Raw genomic sequence first — 18,158 nt, forward strand, 5'->3', positions numbered from 1 at the left:
AACTTTAGAGGCGCCTTGTGCATAAAATCTTAATCCTTGCACCCTTTGAAAAAATTGAGGCCATTTTAATTTATCCCTTTCTTTTAAAAGTGAGAGAGCTCTATCCAGAGTCAGAGATTAATCTCTTATGCAAAGAGGGACAGAGGGTTTATTTCTCATTTCTCGATTTAAAAATTAAAACATATGAAGTACCACTAGCAGATTATAAATTGGCCTTTATGCATAAATATGCTGTGAATCTGCACGATGTCTTTAATATTAATCTGTATATTGATCTTTCAGGAGAATTTCTTGGAGCAATGATTGGTGTCTTTTTTAGAGCAGAAACTAAGTTTGGATATCATCGCGATTTAAAATCAAAACTTATGTTCTCTAAATCAGTTGAGTTCAAAGATACTGACTCCTTTGAAAAAAGAATCAATTCTATGCTTTCGCTTTTTGAGCAAGAAAATTTAGAAATCTATAAAACAGCGAGAACAGAATTCAAGAGAAAGAATAGTCCTTTAAAATTTTTCTTTTTTTATGAAGATTTATTAAAAGAAAAAGAAAGTTTACTTTGGATCGATCTTGTTAATCAGATTTATGAACAAGAAATTATTTTCTGGCTCGATGAAAAGGATCGAGAAGAGTTTACGAGTAACTTGAACAATAAGAGTGAATACTTCTTTCATATGGGAGAGCTCTCTGCCTTACAAAGATATTTTAGTGAAGTTGATGTGGTTCTAACTGATCAGCAATGGGTATTGTTCTTATGTGAATTTCTTGGAACGAGTTGCTTTTATTTTAAAAGAAATGATATTGCTTTTGAGCAGAGTGGATCTTTCACGGGGCCATTTCCTGTGATTACCTTTGAAGAAGAATCGATTTTAGATATCATTGATGGTGGAGAAAAGAAGCCTATCAAAGTAGTAGATGAGGTTCTCGACTTTATACATGACAAATTGAAGATATAGGGCATCGAAAAGAACTCGATGCCATATAAATGATTAAGACTTAAAGTTTTCTAAGTTTTCTTTGATCGCAGTAAGCTTCTCTTCAAGAAGGGCTGCATTCTCTCTAACTTCAACAACAACATGGTCAGGAGCATTGCTCATGAACTTCTCATTGTTAATTTTCTTTGCGTATTTATCATATTCTTTTTGAGTTTTAGTTAGGTCTTTTTCAAGTCTAGCAATTTGCTCATCCAGGTTGATAACGCCTTCAAGAGGGAGAAAAATTTCAGTATGAGTTGTAGCACTCATAATCGATTTCTTTGGACGCTCGCTATCTTTTTGCTCAACAGAAAGCTCTTTTACTCTCGCGAGGCTAGCAAAGTTTTCTGTATTTGAAGAAAAATAAGAAGTGAGCTCTTGTTCATCTGTGAAGAGCTTAACAGTTACTTCTTCTTTAGGCTTAATATTAACAGACGATCTTAAATTTCTAATGGCCGTTACTGTTTCAACAAATTTATTCATCTTATCCTGATCGTCAGTAAAGATTAGATCTTGTGAATACTCTGGGTATTCTTGGATGATAAGAAGGTCTTCATTTTCTTCTTTCAGATAACCCCAAAGCTCTTCAGTAATAAATGGAGTTACAGGGTGAAGAAGAGCGACAATTTTTCTAAATGTGTAGCGAAGAACTGTGGCTCTTTGTTCTTTTTTCGCTTCATCATCTCCATTGAGAATATTCTTCGAAATTTCAATGAACCAAGAACAGAATTTGTCATAAACAAATGAATAGATGGCCTGACATGAATCATCGTAACGAAATTCATCCATCGACTCATTCATAACTTTAGTTGTTTCATTTAGTTCAGATAAAATCCATCTCTCGTGGTGATCTAGTTCTTCTGGAAGCTCAATTCCTGCCTTATCTAGAGATGGTTGAATAAATCTAAACGCGTTCCAGATCTTGTTAACAAAGTTTCTATAACCACCAATTCTGTCAGGGTCTAAGTTGATATTTCTGTTGTACCCAGAACCTGCTGCAAGTGTGAATCTAAAGGCATCTGCTCCATATTCATTAACCATATCGATTGGATCGATTCCATTTCCAAGAGACTTACTCATTTTTCTACCTAGCTTATCTCTTACGATGGCGTGAATATAAACTTTATCAAATGGTTTTTGATCAACCATCTTGTAAGACATCATCATCATTCTGGCGACCCAAAAGAAGATAATGTCGAAACCAGTTACAAGAACACTTGTTGGATAGAAAGTATCAAATTTACGTTCTTTCATTCTTTCTGGGTCTGGCCAACCGAGAGTTGAGAGTGGCCATAGTCCAGAAGAGAACCATGTATCGAGAACATCTGGATCTTGAGTGTAGTTTTTCTCTGAACACTTTGGACAACCTGTCGGCTCAATCGCTTCATCGGCCCATTGATGATCACAAGACTTACAAGTGAAAACCGGAATTCTGTGTCCCCACCAAAGTTGTCTCGAGACACACCAATTTTTAGGTTCTCTTAGCCAAGAGAAATATGTGTTCTCCCAACCTTTAGGGTAGAAGCGTGTTGTATCATTTTCTACAGCTTCAACAGCTGTCTTGGCCATATCTTGTACATTAACAAACCATTGCTTTGAGACCATTGGCTCGATGATGGCCTTTGATCTGTCTCCGTGTCCAACTTGATGAACATGTTTTTCTTCTTTTACAAAGAGTTCAAGTTCTTTGAGTTTATCAACTACTTTCTTTCTAGCTTTCTTTGAAGTAAGACCTGCAAATTCAAGTCCGTACTTTTCATTGAGAGTTCCATCTAGATTTAGGATGTTGATGACTTCAAGTTTGTGGCGTTGACCAATTTCAAAGTCGTTGAAGTCATGACCTGGAGTAACTTTAAGACATCCAGTTCCTTTTTCTATATCAACATGCTCGTCACCAATAATTGGAACTTCTCTATTACAAATTGGAACGATGGCCGTTTTTCCAATTAGGTGGTTGAAACGATCATCTTCAGGGTTAACTGCAACAGCAGTGTCTCCAAGAAGAGTTTCAGGTCTTGTTGTTGCAACTTCAAGAACGATATCAGAATCTTTAACTTTATAATGGATGTGATAAAAAGCACCTTGTACTTCTTTGTGTTCTACTTCTGCATCAGAAACAGCTGATTGAAGAGCAGGGTCCCAGTTAACGATATAATCAGATTGATAAATTAGACCTTCGTTATACATTGAGACAAAGCATTTTCTTACGGCTTCATTTGCTTCTGGATCCATCGTAAACATTGAGTAATCCCAGTCGGCCGAAGCACCCATTGTTCTTTGTTGGTGAGCAATCGTTCCACCGTATTCTTCTTTCCATTTCCAAATTAATTCTAGAAATTCTTCACGAGTATAATCGTGCTTTGTTTTCTTATGGTCATTCCAAACTTGCTCTTCAACTTTTGATTGAGTGGCAATCCCAGCGTGATCCATTCCAGGAAGGAAGAGTGTCTCGTAGCCCTTCATTCTTTTAAAGCGAATGAGAGCATCTTGAGTTGTAATATCTAGTGCGTGACCAGCATGGAGTTTTCCCGTAACATTTGGTGGTGGCATGATGATGCAAAAGCCTTCATCTTGCTTTCCTTTTTTAGGGGCGAAGTACTTCTCGTCTTCCCACTTTTGGTACCACTTTTTTTCAACGTCCTCTGGAGAGTAAGTTGTAGATAATTCGTTGTTTTTGTTTTCTGTCGACATGAGTTAACCTATTAGAATTATTAGTAAATATAATTTCATTATCGCGATTTGGAATTTATAACACAACAGGGTAGATATTTATAGGGCCAAGGAAGCATTGACTTACTCTTCTAGTAGCCAGTCATCACTACCTTTTGGCAGGTTTTCGGCCTTGGTGTCATCAATTTTTGTTTCTTTGTTTAACTTGTCTTTCGACACCTCTGTTGACTCTTCTAGTTCTAAAACATCTCCAAGGGGAGTCCATTCATCTTGAGAACCTTCGGGGAGATTTTTAGGAGCAACATAGTTCTTTGAAGGTAGAGGAATTAGAGGAAGTCCATCTGGAAGTAACTTCTCTTTTTGGATTTCTTTAATTGAAACATATTCAAAAAAACTTTCTTTCGGGTAAGCGTTATACTTAATCAGAAAATTCATCTTAGTAATTATTGAAGATAAGATTCTTTCTTTGATTCGATTAAATTCTAGAGGATTCATTGGTCCCTCTTTAGCAAAAATTTCGATCCATGGAGTGAGTAGACGTAACTGCTTGTGGATCTCACGAATCTCTTTTGTCTTTAAAGGGAGTTTACTTCTAATATGTCTTAGATAATCTCTAAAGAAAGGGGACTCGTAAATCTCGTTGAGATCTTTGATAACTCCTTCATACAATGATTTAACAAAAGGATCATTGATGCTCTTTGAGTTTTCATTGATCTTTCTAATAAAAGTTAGAGTCTCATTTGGTGGAAGTATTTTTGGCGATTTCAAAGAGAGTATAGCTTTCAAATACTCTAGATGAACGACTTTTGTGAGTACTTCTTTTTCAAATTGATAATTCAAAAAATTGTTTAGCTCGAGAGCTTTTGCTGTAATGTTCTCGTCGATTTCTCTATTTGGATTGATCGATTTAATGAGTGCGGTAAGTTTTTCAGGAATCTTATTTCCTTGGATTTCAATACTCTTTGTTACGCTTGCTTGAGTGGACAAACTGAATAGGGTTAGAAATAGAAATGCCTTCATTTACTAACCTCGGTCGTCTTTGTTTGATCTAATTTGTCGATAAAAGGAAGATTATTATCCCCTTTAACGAGATAGATCTTTCCGTAGTGAGGGATTAAAAGCCTAGAGTCCATGTTAATTGCACTTGTGACATTTTTTAGGTCACTCAGCTTTTTTATCGATTTATCTTGGGTATTGATTTCGACAAGCTCGGTTTCATCTGCTTGCTTGTCTCTTTGAATAAAGGCTATTTTTTGAGCTTCGTTATTACAGATAAGATTTCCTAAATCTTGTGATTCGGAGCTGTAGATGATGGTTCTTTTAGAAAAATCGTCCTTTCCTTTTTCTATAAAAGAAATAAGTGAACCTCCTTTCTTACTCGATAAAGGAAATTCCCCAATATAGATTCGCTCTTTTGACTCACATAACTCATATTTAAAAAGAGGTGAGGGGGCCTTAAGAGAAACTGTTGTCTTCTTCGTTTTTCTATCTAATTTGAGGATCGCTTGAACCCCATTTGAATTGATATCTGTGTAGTAAACGGTGGAAAGATCAGATGTTGCTATTTCTGGTCTAAAAAAAGGATTAACTTTTCCATTTATTTTAATCTTCGCCATCTCTCTGTAAGTAGATGTATCGTAAAGAGAGATTTCTTTACTATAGGTATCGTAAAAACTAATTAATTTGTCATTGAAATGAAGCCTTGGATTTGAACCTTCACCGACAAGCTTGCTTTTGTCTTCACCATAGGCAATGGTGTAGATCTTATTTCGTTTTCTAAGACTTAGAAAATTATGATAATTCTCATTGGCCTCAATTGTAATAAGTTTTCTCGCATACGAACTTGTTAGGGAATAATGTGTTCTTTCCTGAAGCTTTAAAGTGGTTGAAACTTTAAAATTTGTCGAAAGGAGTAATTGCCCATTTGAGTTTTGGTAATAAGTGAATTTCCCTGAGCTTGAGATAAATCTCAGATTTGAGACATCTTGCTTTGTCGCTAATTCAGGAAGTTTCGATGCAAAAACCGACGGACTGATGAGGGAGAAAAGAAAGATCACTTTAATGATGTTATTTAATCCCATAGAGCATCCATGTCTTTAAAGGGTGAAGCTTCTGGTAGTTTTTAAGAGAGTTAAAAATATGACTCCACTTAACTTCTCTTGGAAGGTGAATGTCTTCAACTGCACTACGTAGAATAAGGGTTTTGCTTTCTTGAGAGATTTCTAAAAAACCATCAATGATAAAAGGAATTGGTGAGCACTGGTTCATACTTCTTCGAGAGAAGAACTCTGGGTGTAAGTCTTCAACACAGCCGAGCCCATGAATGATTCCTTTTGAATATTTCTCAAAAAAATATTTGAGAAGAGTAAAGTTTTGAATGACTTTAGGCTCTATCTCATACACTTTGTTAAGCATTGAAGTAATAGCGAATTGAGACTTGGTATAGCTAGTTGGGAAATAATCAAAGGCCTGTATTCCTTGGTATTTGAAGTACTTTATCTCTCTCTTATTCAAGACCACTTTTTTTGGGCAGTGAATAGGTGAACAATTATTTTGATCGAAGACAATAAAGCAGCCCGAAGCATATTCCAGTCGTGAAGGATTGTAGTTGTTACTGTTAACGAGTTCGCATTTTACATTGGATAGTGCAGACTCATTTTGATAGAGAATATTGGCAATAACATTACTCTCTGAAAGCTTTTCATTTTGATTATTGCCAGGAATGTATTTACGACATTCTGTTTCTTTTGTTGCTTTGTTTGGAAAGCAAATTTCTAAAGGCCAATTATCCATGTTGTCATATTTTGTATAGAGTTCAGCTAGGATTTTATTGGTCTCGTTAATACAAGAATTCGTTGTTGTGAGTCTCTTTTCTTTACTTATATGAGAAATGATTCTCGTGATATTTACAACAGAGAGGTTATCAAAGTTTCCAGGACAATCTTTATAGTCTGTAAAAAGATGAGACTTATTTAATTGATCAGAAATTTGCTGACAGCTTTGATGAGGAAAAAGGCTATTAAATCCTTTGGCAATATATGTTGAACAGAACTCCTTGTCTGTTTTAAGCTTTTCTAGGCAGAGTTCTTTTTTTCTATTGTTAAGAGCATTTTCACCTTTTCCAGACAGACGGCAAAGGTGAGTGAATAAGTAATCTGGTTTTTCTTTGTTCTTAATTTTTGTCCAAACGTCATCCGCTAGATATGGGGCACAAAACTTTTGAGGTTTATTAAAATTTGAACAGAAATTCTCAAAAAACTTCAGTGATGATGGGTTAAATGAAGAAATTGTTGATTTTGCCCTGTTAATATCTGATGTTAACGCTAAGGGGATCGGACTCTTTGAAGTTTTATATCTTAGTTCTCTTTTTCTTGCCTTATCAATGAATTGAATCTTCCCACAGATTAGAGGAAATCTTTGATCTTCTCTCCATTGTTTGATTACTTTAGAGCATTCAGCAGAGGACTTGGGAGAGCTAGGATTAATTGCATTTAGAGCAGCTTTCTCATTAGTGCCAGTGTAGCTAATATTTAACTCTTTATTATTAAGGCATGTCTTTCGATAAAGAATCTCAAAATAATTTTGCTTGCTGATGTAAGAGATGTTCTGACTATCCTTGAACTTGATGATCGCAAGTACATTGTCTTTAAAATGGCGTGAACCTTTTATAAGATCATGTTCAAAAAGATGGTTAAAACGACACTCATCTCCTCTAAGAGCTTCATTAAGATAATTTTCTGGAGAGTGCAGAATTAGTGAATCAAGGTAATCATTGTGTAGCTTTATACTTTCAATCTTATCGAGAGATTTTAGAAGTTCTGAGTAATTGGATTGATAAGATTTCTCAATCTCTTCAATTTTCTTTTTTTCTTGTTCTAGAATTGTTTTAAGATTTGAGATTGGTTGGAAAGAGGACGAAGAAAAAGCGACCTGGGAAGCGAGTGCTCCCAGGCCAAATATGATGATTTTATTCAATCGTTTTTGCAAGAATTGAGGCAACATCTTCTATTTCAAGTCCATCTGTTTTTGTTTTATCACTCTTCGATGAGTTAAAGTTAATCATACAGAAAGAACAGGCTGTAGCCAACTTCTCGACGCTTTTTGCCCCAACGTGCTCAAGACGTTTTTCAGCAAGGTGATCACCTTCATGGATTTCATACCACATGTTTCCACCACCCATACCACAGCATAGGGCCTTATCTTTACTTTCTTCCATCTCATTGATCTGGATTCCTGTTGCCTCAAGAATTGCTCTTGGAGCATTGTATTCACCGTGGTGGCGACCAAGGTAACATGGATCGTGGAAAGTAAGCTTTTCGTCGAGTTTTTTACTCGGGTTTAGCTTTCCAGACTTGAGAAGATCAGCAAGCAGCTCTGTGTGGTGAACTGTTTCAAATTGACCGTCATCAAATTGAGCATACTCTTTACCAATAGTGTGAAGACAGTGAGGGCAGTGAGTTACAACTTTATCGAAGTCGTACTGTCTCATGTTTGCAATGTTTTCAATAGCGATTTCAAAGAATGAATACTCATCTCCAAAACGTCTAATTGGGTCACCATTACACTTCTCAGTTTTCCCCATTACAGCAAAGCTTACTCCAGCTTTCTTTAGTAGGGTTACTGTGTCTTTTACTACTTTTTGGTTTGAAGCATCGTAAGATCCTGCACAGCCAACATAGTAGAGGTAATCAACTTTTTTACCAGCTTCAATTACTGGAACATCCATTCCATCGGCCCACTTGAAACGGTCATCCTGAGAAATACCCCAAGGGTTTCCGTTAATTTGAACTTTTTGAATAGCTGTTGCCGCATCTGCTGGAATATCTCCAAGTGTAAGCGCCTTGTATCTCTTTGCTTCCATGATCACATTTACGTGTTCAATGTTAGCTGGACACTCTTCCATACAGGCACCACAAGTTGTACATGAGTCAAGTTCTGTCGATGCATAAATTGGGTTTTCCCATAGATCAGCATCTTCTTTACCTTGAGTTTTTGCATCGAAAGCAAAGTCACGTAATTTTGTGATAATTGTTTTAGGGTTTAGTGGCTTCCCTGCATTATTGGCAGGACAAACTTGAGTACAACGACCACATTCAACACATGTTAAAAGGTCTAGTTTGTTTTTTTCAGTAAGCTCTGAAAGCTTAGCAAGTCCAAAAGTCTCGACATCTTCTGGCATATTTTCAAAATCCATCGCATTCATGATGGCCCCTCTTCTTGGAGGAGTTACAAGAGCACTAAATGGAAGCATGAAAATGTGTGAGAATTTAGTAAGACCAATAGAGGCCACGAAAACCATTGTGTTGGCCATATGGTAGAACCACATTCCTTTGTAGATCATGGCCCAAGTTTCAATTGAAAGTCCGAGGTTTTCAAAAACTCTAGCGATTGCCCAACCAACTGGTGACCAAGTTTGTTCTCCAACAGGCATTCCTGCAAGGAAAATTCTTACACCTTCAATGAGGTAACCGATAATAACAAGAGAGGCGAGCATTGCGTACATGAACATCTCTTGTTTTGGCTTTGTCGCTGTGAGGTAGTCAGGTCTTTTCACATATCTTCTATAGTAAGCAAGGCTTAGTCCAAGAAGAACCATAAGACCGGCAATGTCAGCAGCAAATGAAACAACAATATAGACTGGACCGTGAAAGATCTTTAGTGGAGTATCATAGTGAATTGCTACGACATCTGTTGCAATCCATAGAATGATGAATCCCCAGAAGATCAGACCGTGGAAAACAGCAACTTCCTTAAATCGAGGAACCTTTCCCGTCAGGAAAGCTGTCTTCATAAAGCTAGACCAGTTTAATTTCTCAGGTAAAAGCTTTTTAATTCCCTTGAAACCCTCTCCAGAAGTAATGAAAAGTAGCTTGTCATAAAGCCCTTTAATCATAATTCCCATACTGAGGAAGAGAAGTACATACATCGCCACTTTAAAAGACTGTGGGATGTGCATCATAATTTCACGACACGTGTCGCCAGGCGTACATTCGAAGGCCATAAGAAACCCCTAATAAGTAGTAGTTAAATAAATTTTTGTTCTTTTTTCAGTTTCCTCTAGAATAGTTTATTTAAGGTGAAAATTGAATGAGAAACTTATTACCAAGGCTATTCTTTAATTAATGTTCATTAGAAGATATTATTCAGGTAATTATTATTAAATAGATGATCAAGGTTAAGTAAAATTGAAAGCATTATATATCGTTCTTCTGTTTCTGCTCGCTTCATGTGCCAAAATTGATACCATCGGTATGAAGAAGCATTCTTTTAGTAAGGCACCGTCAAAAATTGTATGGATTCAAATTCCAGGTCTCGATGAAGAACAGATTGCGATGTTGCGATTTTCTGCCCTCAATAATGCTCCTACTTCTTTTGAGTCTGCTATTTGCCTAGGGAAATCGTGGAATTATAATTTCTTTGATTTAAGAACAAACCCGGAAAGTGGACTTCTTGCCCAGCTCCAGGGGACGAAGAATATTAAAGGGCAGTGTGAGGATTATAATCAAAAGCCTGTTTGGCGCTACTTAGAAGAAAAGGGTTTTGTAACGGGAATCCTTGAAAGAGGGGCAAAGAACCTAACTTTTGAAGAGGGGCTAAAGTGTAATCAAGACTATCTTTCTAAATCGATTGTCTGGTCCATGTCAAAAGCTCCAAGTAGTGGAGAACTTTTCCATTTTCAAGAGAAGAATGAATTTGAAGAAGGGAAGGTTTACTACGACAAAACTTGTCAGAATAGTGAATGCTTTAGTGGTCTACCAAAGAATGTTGAGTATATTTGGAAAGAATTAAATAAGCGACAAAATCAAACAATGCTTATTATTCGTGACTTCAGTTACTATAATGCCTTGAAGGCAAAAGATATTAAAAAGGCGAGAATGGCCCTTTTAGATATTGAAAAAATTTATAGCACATTCTCTTCTCAAGACTTAAGAAGAGAGTTCCTTGTGGTTTTATCTTCAACAGCTGCCCGTCGGATTGAGTTTCCTAAAGCTGGAAAAGAATGGTTTGATTTTGAAAAGAAAGGAAGAAATATAAGCTATAAAAAGAGTGCATTGATGTCGCCTGTTATAGCTAGCGGCCCTTTAAGCGAAAATTTTTGCGGTATATATGAGGAGTCCAGCTTGCTCGAGCGCTTTTTGTGGACACCTCAAGAAAATAAACTAATTTTTGAGTACTTTGGATTTTAATTCAATGTAAGGTCAGAACGCTGAATGAGGTAGTGAGTCTTGCAGTAATCGCACTTAGTCTCAATGTCGTTCTTATTTTCAAAAATCTCTTCAACTGAATGAGTTTGGCAAAGGCTCTGAATTCCTTGGACCATTCTCTCTCTTGAGCAAGAACATTTAAATGCAACATCAACGCCCGAGAGGTATTCAAACCCTAGATCTTCAAAGGCTTTTTGAATTGTTTCCTGTTCATTAAGACTCTTCTCAAAGATTGCTTGAATTTTTGCTTGGGTTTTAATCCAGTACTCATTCAGAGAATCTCTCTCTTCTCTTTCTTCTTTGTTTACATTTCTATCTGGAAGTCTTGAGAGAAGAATCGATTGGTCCGATTTGTCACTAATAACGACCTTGGCATCCATTTGATAAGACTCTTGAATAATTTTATTGATGACATCATGAAAGTCGATCTGATTAAGCTGAATAATTGAAGTATATGGCTTTGGGTTGTTTGGAAAAGTCTTACTTAAACGAGCAATACCGCTGACCTTAGAAGGGAATTCTTGAAAATCTTCCGGAATTAGAAGAGTTCTCATGTAACCTGCTTGATTGGCCTCAATTTTCAGTCTGAAGAATGGGTCTTCAGAATCAAGAAAAATTCCCATACCTTCACCTTGCTTTAAATAGGAGATCAAAGGCATGGCCGTTAAAACAGAGTCTCTAAAATAGGCAAATCCCTTTCCTTTAATATTATGAATAATGGCCAAATCATGGATAAGCTTTTGACCTTCTAGAAAAGATAAGGTGAATGCATTTTTTGAGTCTATAAATGTATAAAGTCTACTTTCCAAAAGCATGACGAATTCCTTTATTAAAGCTAGAATTTGAAAATACTTAACATGATTGGACCTAGAGTGTCATTGGAAAATTTTTTATGCTAAGCGTAAGCCTCTACGATAATACATCTACTGTTTTCTCCTTTGATTTTGTCAAAGATATTAATTTAGAGACTATTGTTGTTTGCCCTTCTCCAAGTGAAGCGGATAACTTTAGAGCACAAATGACATCTATTGATATGGCCAATGTTGTAACAATTTCTAAATTTATCTCTGAGCAAATTGAAGAAAATCTAGGTGAGTTAGAGATCATGAGAAAGTCAGATCTCATGGTTCATTTGGCATCAATTTGGAAAACTAAGTTTCAAGAATCTTCTTCTGAGTCTTTTTTTCAAGCATTCACGTTATTTACTGAATTGAGATCTTTTACTCTTTCACTAGAGATGGTCGAGGATGTTCTAGAGACTCTTGATTCTGAATTAGCCGATGTCATTCGCTTTTTTTGGGCCTACCTTGAAGAGTTTCTTGTTGATGAACAAAAGTCTTATGTACTATTAAATGAAAAATTGAAAATAAAAGATCATGAAAAAGATAAAAACTATATCTTTTGGGGCTTTCCTCATATGAACGCTCATCAAGTTGATCTACTTAATTCTCTAGCGAGCTCTAGTCATGTCTATGTTCCATACTCTCGTGAGGTCTTTTCTCATACAACGAGACAGGATTGGGTTCGATGGATAGAAATTAATAAAGTTGAAGCAATTGAGAGAGAGATTAATCAGAAAATACCGACTATTCTCTATCCTAAAGGAAGAATGTCTGAATATCTTCGTAACTTCTTTGCATCAAAAGAAAATGAATCATTCGATATCGTTCTTGCTGAAAAGAATCCTAATTTAGAGTCTTTAATGGAAGTTCCATTTTCAGAAGCTGAATACAGAACAAAAGCAGAGTTATTCGATTTAGAGGAAAAGAAGGCGATCGCTCTTTTAGAGGAATTTGTTAATGAAACAAATGAAACGAAAGAAATCATCACAAAGCTAAAAGAATCAATTAAAGAAACATTAAAAAATCAAGATTTTAAGTTATTAACAGTCTTGAGAGTCATCTATGACTTACTTCGTGAATATTATGACATTAGTGAAATTAATGCGAAGTTTACTTTCTTTGATTTAAAGATATTAAGAGAAGTCTTTCCTCTTGATTTACCGCGAACATATTTTGTTCCCTTGAAAACATCGACCAGTGGTATTCAAGTCTATGGCCTAGAGGGATTTAGTGAAAACTCCAAAAAAGATGTTCTCTTATGTGTGAGTAGTCAGCAAAACTCTCTTAAAGGTGGAGGTCAAAAGTTTAGTGAGGAAATTACATCTTTTCTCGCAACTCTAGGACCGATTCAAAGAAAGGAATTGGATTTTTTAAATATTAAAAGAATGATTCATGAAAGATGTGTTAACCAAAAGATAACACTCTTTTTAGAAGAAGGACTTATTGATCACGATCTTGCATGGAGTGATATCTTAGATGGGGGAGAGCTCATTAATCAGCAAGAAATCGTCTTGAGTTTTAATGAAAAGAGTCCAGATGTTATTGCAGATAAAATTAATAAAGAGCAAGAAATAAAAAAACTTTCGGCTTCACGTTTACAGAATTATCTTGATTGTCCAAGAAAGTACTACTTCAACTATATCGATAGAATCGCTCCAGATATTGTTCTTGAAAGAGACCTTATGCCTAATGAACTTGGGGAACTTGAACACTTTGTTCTCGGAGAGTTTTTTAAAGTAAATGATGAGTTGAATGAAGATGAACTTATCGAATTTTCGAGAGAAAAGATTGATGAGTATCTCGCGAAAAAGAATAAAGTATTAACTAAAGAGCTCTATGAAAAGTATGAGTCAGAAATTGTTCAATACGCAAAGAATGGATTGGTCGAATTATATAAATTGAAAGATGTTTTTCCTAAAATGGAGTACGTCTTTGAGAAGAACTTGAATGAGTTCGGCGATTTCTCCGGAAGTATCGACTTCTATGCAAAAACTTCACTTGGAATTGTTATTATTGATTTTAAAAGATCAATAAGTAGCATTCCAGACAATATTGAGTTGTTAAAATTTGATAAAATTCAACTATGGTTTTATATCAACGAAGCCTTGAAGAAAGAGGGCAGTAATTTATTTTTTGCTGGATATATGAACCTTTCAGATATCGAAAACTCAAAATTCTTAATTCCTGAACTTGAATTAGTTGAACGTCTGTCAGAGCGAAATTTTTGTAAAGGAAGTTTGAAGCAGATAAGAAATTTTGAATTTGAAGAATCGCTTGATGAATTTCAGGACTTTGTTGAGGAGCTGATTTCGAGACTTAAAGTTGAAACTCATTTTAAACCAAAACCTCTTAAAAGCAGTGTTTGTACATATTGTAGTGTGAACAAAATCTGTCCGAGAAAGTAGTATTTATGGCAAGAACACCTAATGAAGAACAGAAAAAAGCAATTGAACATTTTGGCGGAGTCCTTCTAAGTGCTGGGGCAGGATCGGGAAAAACTTTTGTTCTAGTAGAGCATATTGTTTATCTCGTGGAGAAGTTTATAGAAGACCATAGAAAAACAGGGAATTTCTCTGATGGAGAAGAATTTGTTTTTAAACTAAGGGCCTACTTGTCAAAAATTGTCCTTATGACATTTACTAATGAAGCAGCGGGAGAGCTCTCTCTTAGAGTTCATAAGAGATTAGAAGAAAAAATCGAGGAAGATGGGACCCCATGGGATCTTGTCTTAGAGGCGATTCATTGTCTTAGCGTATCTACAATTCACGGTTTTTGTTTCAAGTTATTAACTGGCGGATATTTCAAAGACTTTAATCCAAATGCAGAGGTTATTGGTGATATTGAGTCGAAAAATAGAATTAATACTTTATATGATCAGTGGTTTAAGGGAGAGAAGTCGTCGCTTGATGACTCTATAAGAAAGTTACTCGTTCTTAATGAACGTTCGATTAAAGGGGCCTTACAATCAGTCTTTAATAATCCTGATTTAAGAATTTTTTGGGAGACATGGGATAGTGAAGGTGATGAATTAGATTTTAGTAAGCATATTCATGATGTGGCCGAAATGTCAGGAGTGGACTTAAGTGATGCCTTAAATACAATCGATGTTGATAGTTATGATGATGAAGTGAAAAGTAAATGGTTTCCTTATCTTGTAGATTTTGAGAATTATTTGCAATCCATAGACTTTTCGAAAGTTAATTTCTTTGAAGATATAATAGAACTATCGAATAAATACGGTCGAATTATGCCTCCTCGCAAAAAGGGGCTTGAAGAAGTTCAAGCGAGGATGAAGTATATTACTTCTCTTAAAAACTTTGTTAAGAAGTTTGCTGAAGACTATATTAACTATTTTCAGTTTAAAGACTCCATTGTCGGACAGTGGAATTCGATCTTTAAATCGGCCTTTCACTATATCAATACGAATTATCAGAATATCCCTGGGCTTACATTCTCGGACCTTGAATTTAATGTTCTTAAAGGTCTTGAATGCGAAGAGACTGTTGAGCGCATCCATAATGATTTTAACTATCTAATCATTGATGAATTTCAAGATACCTCTTGGGTACAGTTTGAAATTGTTCGCAAGATTATTAAGAGTGATTATTCCCGCCTCTTTTGCGTTGGAGATGAAAAACAAGCAATCTATGGTTTTAGAGGAGGAGAGCTTGGAGTATTCATGGAGTGTTCTAAAAATGTTCCTACAAATTTATCTCTCTTAAATAATTATCGTTCTGAAGAAAATGTTATTAATTTTAATAACCAATTTTTTGATGATGTCTTTGGTCTTGGAATAGGATTTGAGGGTGGTGATAATCATACTGTTGAGGTTAAGCACCAGAGGTTTCCTAGTGAAGTAAAAGAAGCTGGAAAGGGACTCGTCGAGGAAACTAAGGTTGAGATTTTAATTGATGAAGACCTCAAGAAAGGTCCTAAAGTATCTAATTTGGAGTTAAATGAAGTCGAAGCAGAGTACATTTTTAATAAAACTATTGAATTAAATGAGTTAAATGAACCTATCTGTGTCCTTTATCGAAATCTAAGACCATCGCTTAATCTCATTGAGAAACTCATCTTTGCAGATATTCCATTTACAGCACAGGTTAAGATTCCAAATGATGAAGATCCAATCGTTGCGATATTTGCATGCTTAATCGAGTATTTACTAGATAAAGAAAAAGACAAAAAGCAGTGCTTAATTACAATCATGGGGATTAGTGAGTTATTACATTGTGATTTTGAAGGGGATTTAGAAGAATCTGTAGATTGTTTTTTTAATGATCTTAGTGTTTATGGAATTTACTACTCGTATTGTAACTTTTTGATGAAATTAAATATTTCAAATTCTAATTATGAAAATAATTTAAAGGCCATTAAGATCCTTACTGATCTGAGCTTAGGCGATGTTGAAACAATCTGGCAGTCAATTCGCCAAAACTCTTCTCAGAAATATTCCATTGATTTTAAGTTTAAAGAAAATCCGAATATTCGAATTATGACAGCTCACGCTTCAAAGGGTCTAGAGTATGACCATCTCATCTTAGGTGGAATTCATACGAATGGCGGAAGTATTAATGAAGGACTTTTTTTAGGAAAACTACCTGGTAGTTTTAAATGGAAAAAAGATAGTTCACAAAAGACAGCATTTCGTTCGCCAATGTATATTTACGAGTCGCTCTTAACGAGAGAGAAAGACTTCTCTGAGTCTAAACGACTTTTCTATGTCGCTTGTACTCGTGCCGTGAAGGGACTCTATTGGGGAAATATTGGTCATAGACTTGGAGATCTTTCATATCTAAGTAATTCTTGGATTGATGGTCTGCGAGTGTGTCCGCAAAAGGGTGTTGTTCAAAAATATATTGAAACTGAGAAAGTAGAAGATGAATCTCTTCTAGTTGAATTAGAAAACAGAGCTCCTATTTTTCATATCGATAATATCGGAGTTTCAGGAAAAGATGGCCAAAAATCATCCTTAGGACTTGTTGCTGAACTTTCTGTTACAAAGCTTGCGACACTTAGTCAGTGTCCAAGAAAGTTTTATCTTCAAAATATTTGTAAATTAGATCCTGATTTTTTAAGCGACTTAGATTTAGAGGTTGGTCAAAAAAGAATCGATCTTTCTGAGGAAACTGTTGTTTCATCTTCAAAGCGTGGAAGTTTAATTCACGAAGTCTTAAGTGAATACGTCTTGACGGGGACAGGTGCGACTGATCTGAAGAAGAGGGACAAAATTGCCTATGACTTTGGAGTTGATGAAATTAAAAGTCTAGGAAGTGATGTTGAATTGATTTCAGAGAAATTAATAAAATTTCCAATCTTCGGACAAATGATCTCAGGTATTCCTGATCTTGTTGTAAAAAATGAGTCTTCAAAAGAAGCAGAAGTTTGGGACTATAAAACAGGGGCATTAAGTGAAGATAAGTTAACTCCGTATTGGTTTCAGCTAACTTGTTATGCACACGCTCTCTTTTTACAAGATAGTGAATTAGAAAATGTAAAAATTAAACTTTTATTCCTTGATGAGAAAAATGTTTTAGAAAAAACTCTTGATAGAGCAGATGTGTCTGAGCAAATAACTCAAGTGTGGAATAAATTAGATCATTTATATCAGGTAAATGAGAAGCACTGTGAGAATTGTTTCTTTAAAGAGATGTGTTACTACCAAACAGACCCAGTTGATTAGATTCTATGACATGTTAAAATAAGCTCATGAAATCATATGGGAAGGATTCCCTTAATGAATTAACGCAGGATGCGAGAGTATGAAGAGTTTATTGATTATTGTTTTAGCCTATTTAGGTTGTCTTACTGTTAATGCTGCTGAGTCAGATACTTATGATTTTTCTTGGCTTGATCCAGATAAGCAGGTCTTTGTTTTACAAAATAGAAAATTTAGAAAAGATGGTCGTTTTTATTTAAATGCTGGTTATGGAATTACAACTTCTGGAGCCTTTGTAGATGCGACTTCGATTCAAGGACGAGTAGGATATTTCTTCAAAGAAGAGCTTGGATTTGAATTTCTTTATGCCATGAATAGTGGAGAAGAAAACGATACAGCAAATTCTGTAAGGACATCGGGGAGTGCTGGTGGAGGTGCTCGTCCATTTAGAAGAATAGTTCAAAACTACATGGGTGGGATGGTCCTTTGGTCTCCATTTTATAGCAAGATTAATACATTCAATAAAATCGTTTACATGGATTGGATCTTTGGTTTAGGTCTCGCAAAAATCGAAGAAGAAAATAATCGTAATGAAGTAATTAACCAAGTTGATTCTGAAGATTTAAATGAAACTCATACAGGAATTCTTTGGAATGCTGGAGCTAAATTTTACTTAGATGAGCGTTGGAGTATTCGACTAGACTTAACAACTGTTCATTATCAAGCAAAAGAAGCCAAGAGCTCAAATCCTGAAGACATTTGGTATTCAAACTATGATCTAGCAGTATCTTTAAGCGCTAGCTTCTAGGAG

At 35.6% G+C, this 18,158-nt stretch carries 11 protein-coding genes; 5 read left to right on the forward strand and 6 right to left on the reverse strand.

Annotated features, from left to right (window positions below; genetic code table 11):
• The first annotated feature begins 17 nt into the window (after nt 1–17).
• Complete coding sequence (locus tag HBN50_RS04850) at nt 18–953, forward strand: hypothetical protein (protein ID WP_273868377.1); 936 nt, start codon at nt 18–20, stop codon at nt 951–953.
• Nucleotides 954–986: 33 nt separating this feature from the next.
• Here the strand turns inward: HBN50_RS04850 and HBN50_RS04855 are convergent, their stop codons facing one another.
• The 5 genes from HBN50_RS04855 to HBN50_RS04875 all read right to left on the reverse strand — a co-directional run bounded on the left by HBN50_RS04855 (nt 987) and on the right by HBN50_RS04875 (nt 9,642).
• Entirely contained in the window at nt 987–3,662 is a 2,676-nt protein-coding gene (locus tag HBN50_RS04855) for a valine--tRNA ligase (RefSeq protein ID WP_273868378.1), read from the reverse strand.
• Nucleotides 3,663–3,764: 102 nt separating this feature from the next.
• Nucleotides 3,765–4,661, reverse strand: coding sequence for a hypothetical protein (locus HBN50_RS04860; protein ID WP_273868379.1), 897 nt, complete (start codon nt 4,659–4,661; stop codon nt 3,765–3,767).
• Nucleotides 4,658–5,722 carry a hypothetical protein gene (locus HBN50_RS04865; RefSeq protein WP_273868380.1) on the reverse strand — a complete coding sequence of 355 codons (1,065 nt, stop codon included), beginning with the start codon at nt 5,720–5,722 and terminating at the stop codon, nt 4,658–4,660. The genes HBN50_RS04860 and HBN50_RS04865 overlap by 4 nt, the downstream gene beginning before the upstream one ends.
• The gene (locus HBN50_RS04870) at nt 5,709–7,616 is read right to left on the reverse strand and encodes a hypothetical protein (RefSeq protein ID WP_273868381.1); all 1,908 of its coding nucleotides are present in this window, start codon (nt 7,614–7,616) and stop codon (nt 5,709–5,711) included. Before HBN50_RS04870 ends, HBN50_RS04865 begins: the two co-directional genes overlap by 14 nt.
• Complete coding sequence (locus tag HBN50_RS04875; RefSeq protein WP_273868383.1) at nt 7,609–9,642, reverse strand: (Fe-S)-binding protein; 2,034 nt, start codon at nt 9,640–9,642, stop codon at nt 7,609–7,611. The genes HBN50_RS04870 and HBN50_RS04875 overlap by 8 nt, the downstream gene beginning before the upstream one ends.
• A gap of 184 nt (nt 9,643–9,826) precedes the next feature.
• On the opposite strand from HBN50_RS04875, the gene HBN50_RS04880 reads away from it, so the two are divergent.
• Complete coding sequence (locus HBN50_RS04880) at nt 9,827–10,828, forward strand: hypothetical protein (RefSeq protein WP_273868384.1); 1,002 nt, start codon at nt 9,827–9,829, stop codon at nt 10,826–10,828.
• On the opposite strand, the gene HBN50_RS04885 is transcribed toward HBN50_RS04880, so the two are convergent.
• Nucleotides 10,825–11,661, reverse strand: a complete 837-nt coding sequence (locus tag HBN50_RS04885; protein ID WP_273868385.1) for an Hsp33 family molecular chaperone HslO — start codon at nt 11,659–11,661, stop codon at nt 10,825–10,827. The genes HBN50_RS04880 and HBN50_RS04885 overlap by 4 nt on opposite strands.
• 77 nt (nt 11,662–11,738) lie before the next feature.
• On the opposite strand from HBN50_RS04885, the gene HBN50_RS04890 reads away from it, so the two are divergent.
• The 3 genes from HBN50_RS04890 to HBN50_RS04900 all read left to right on the forward strand — a co-directional run bounded on the left by HBN50_RS04890 (nt 11,739) and on the right by HBN50_RS04900 (nt 18,155).
• Entirely contained in the window at nt 11,739–14,093 is a 2,355-nt protein-coding gene (locus tag HBN50_RS04890; RefSeq protein ID WP_273868388.1) for a PD-(D/E)XK nuclease family protein, read from the forward strand.
• 5 nt (nt 14,094–14,098) lie between these two features.
• Nucleotides 14,099–17,371 carry a UvrD-helicase domain-containing protein gene (locus tag HBN50_RS04895; RefSeq protein ID WP_273868389.1) on the forward strand — a complete coding sequence of 1,091 codons (3,273 nt, stop codon included), beginning with the start codon at nt 14,099–14,101 and terminating at the stop codon, nt 17,369–17,371.
• A 79-nt stretch (nt 17,372–17,450) separates the two neighbouring features.
• Complete coding sequence (locus tag HBN50_RS04900) at nt 17,451–18,155, forward strand: outer membrane beta-barrel domain-containing protein (RefSeq protein ID WP_273868391.1); 705 nt, start codon at nt 17,451–17,453, stop codon at nt 18,153–18,155.
• Nucleotides 18,156–18,158 lie beyond the last annotated feature (3 nt).

The organism is Halobacteriovorax sp. GB3 (assembly GCF_028649655.1).
Classification (GTDB): Bacteria; Bdellovibrionota; Bacteriovoracia; order Bacteriovoracales; family Bacteriovoracaceae; genus BSW11-IV.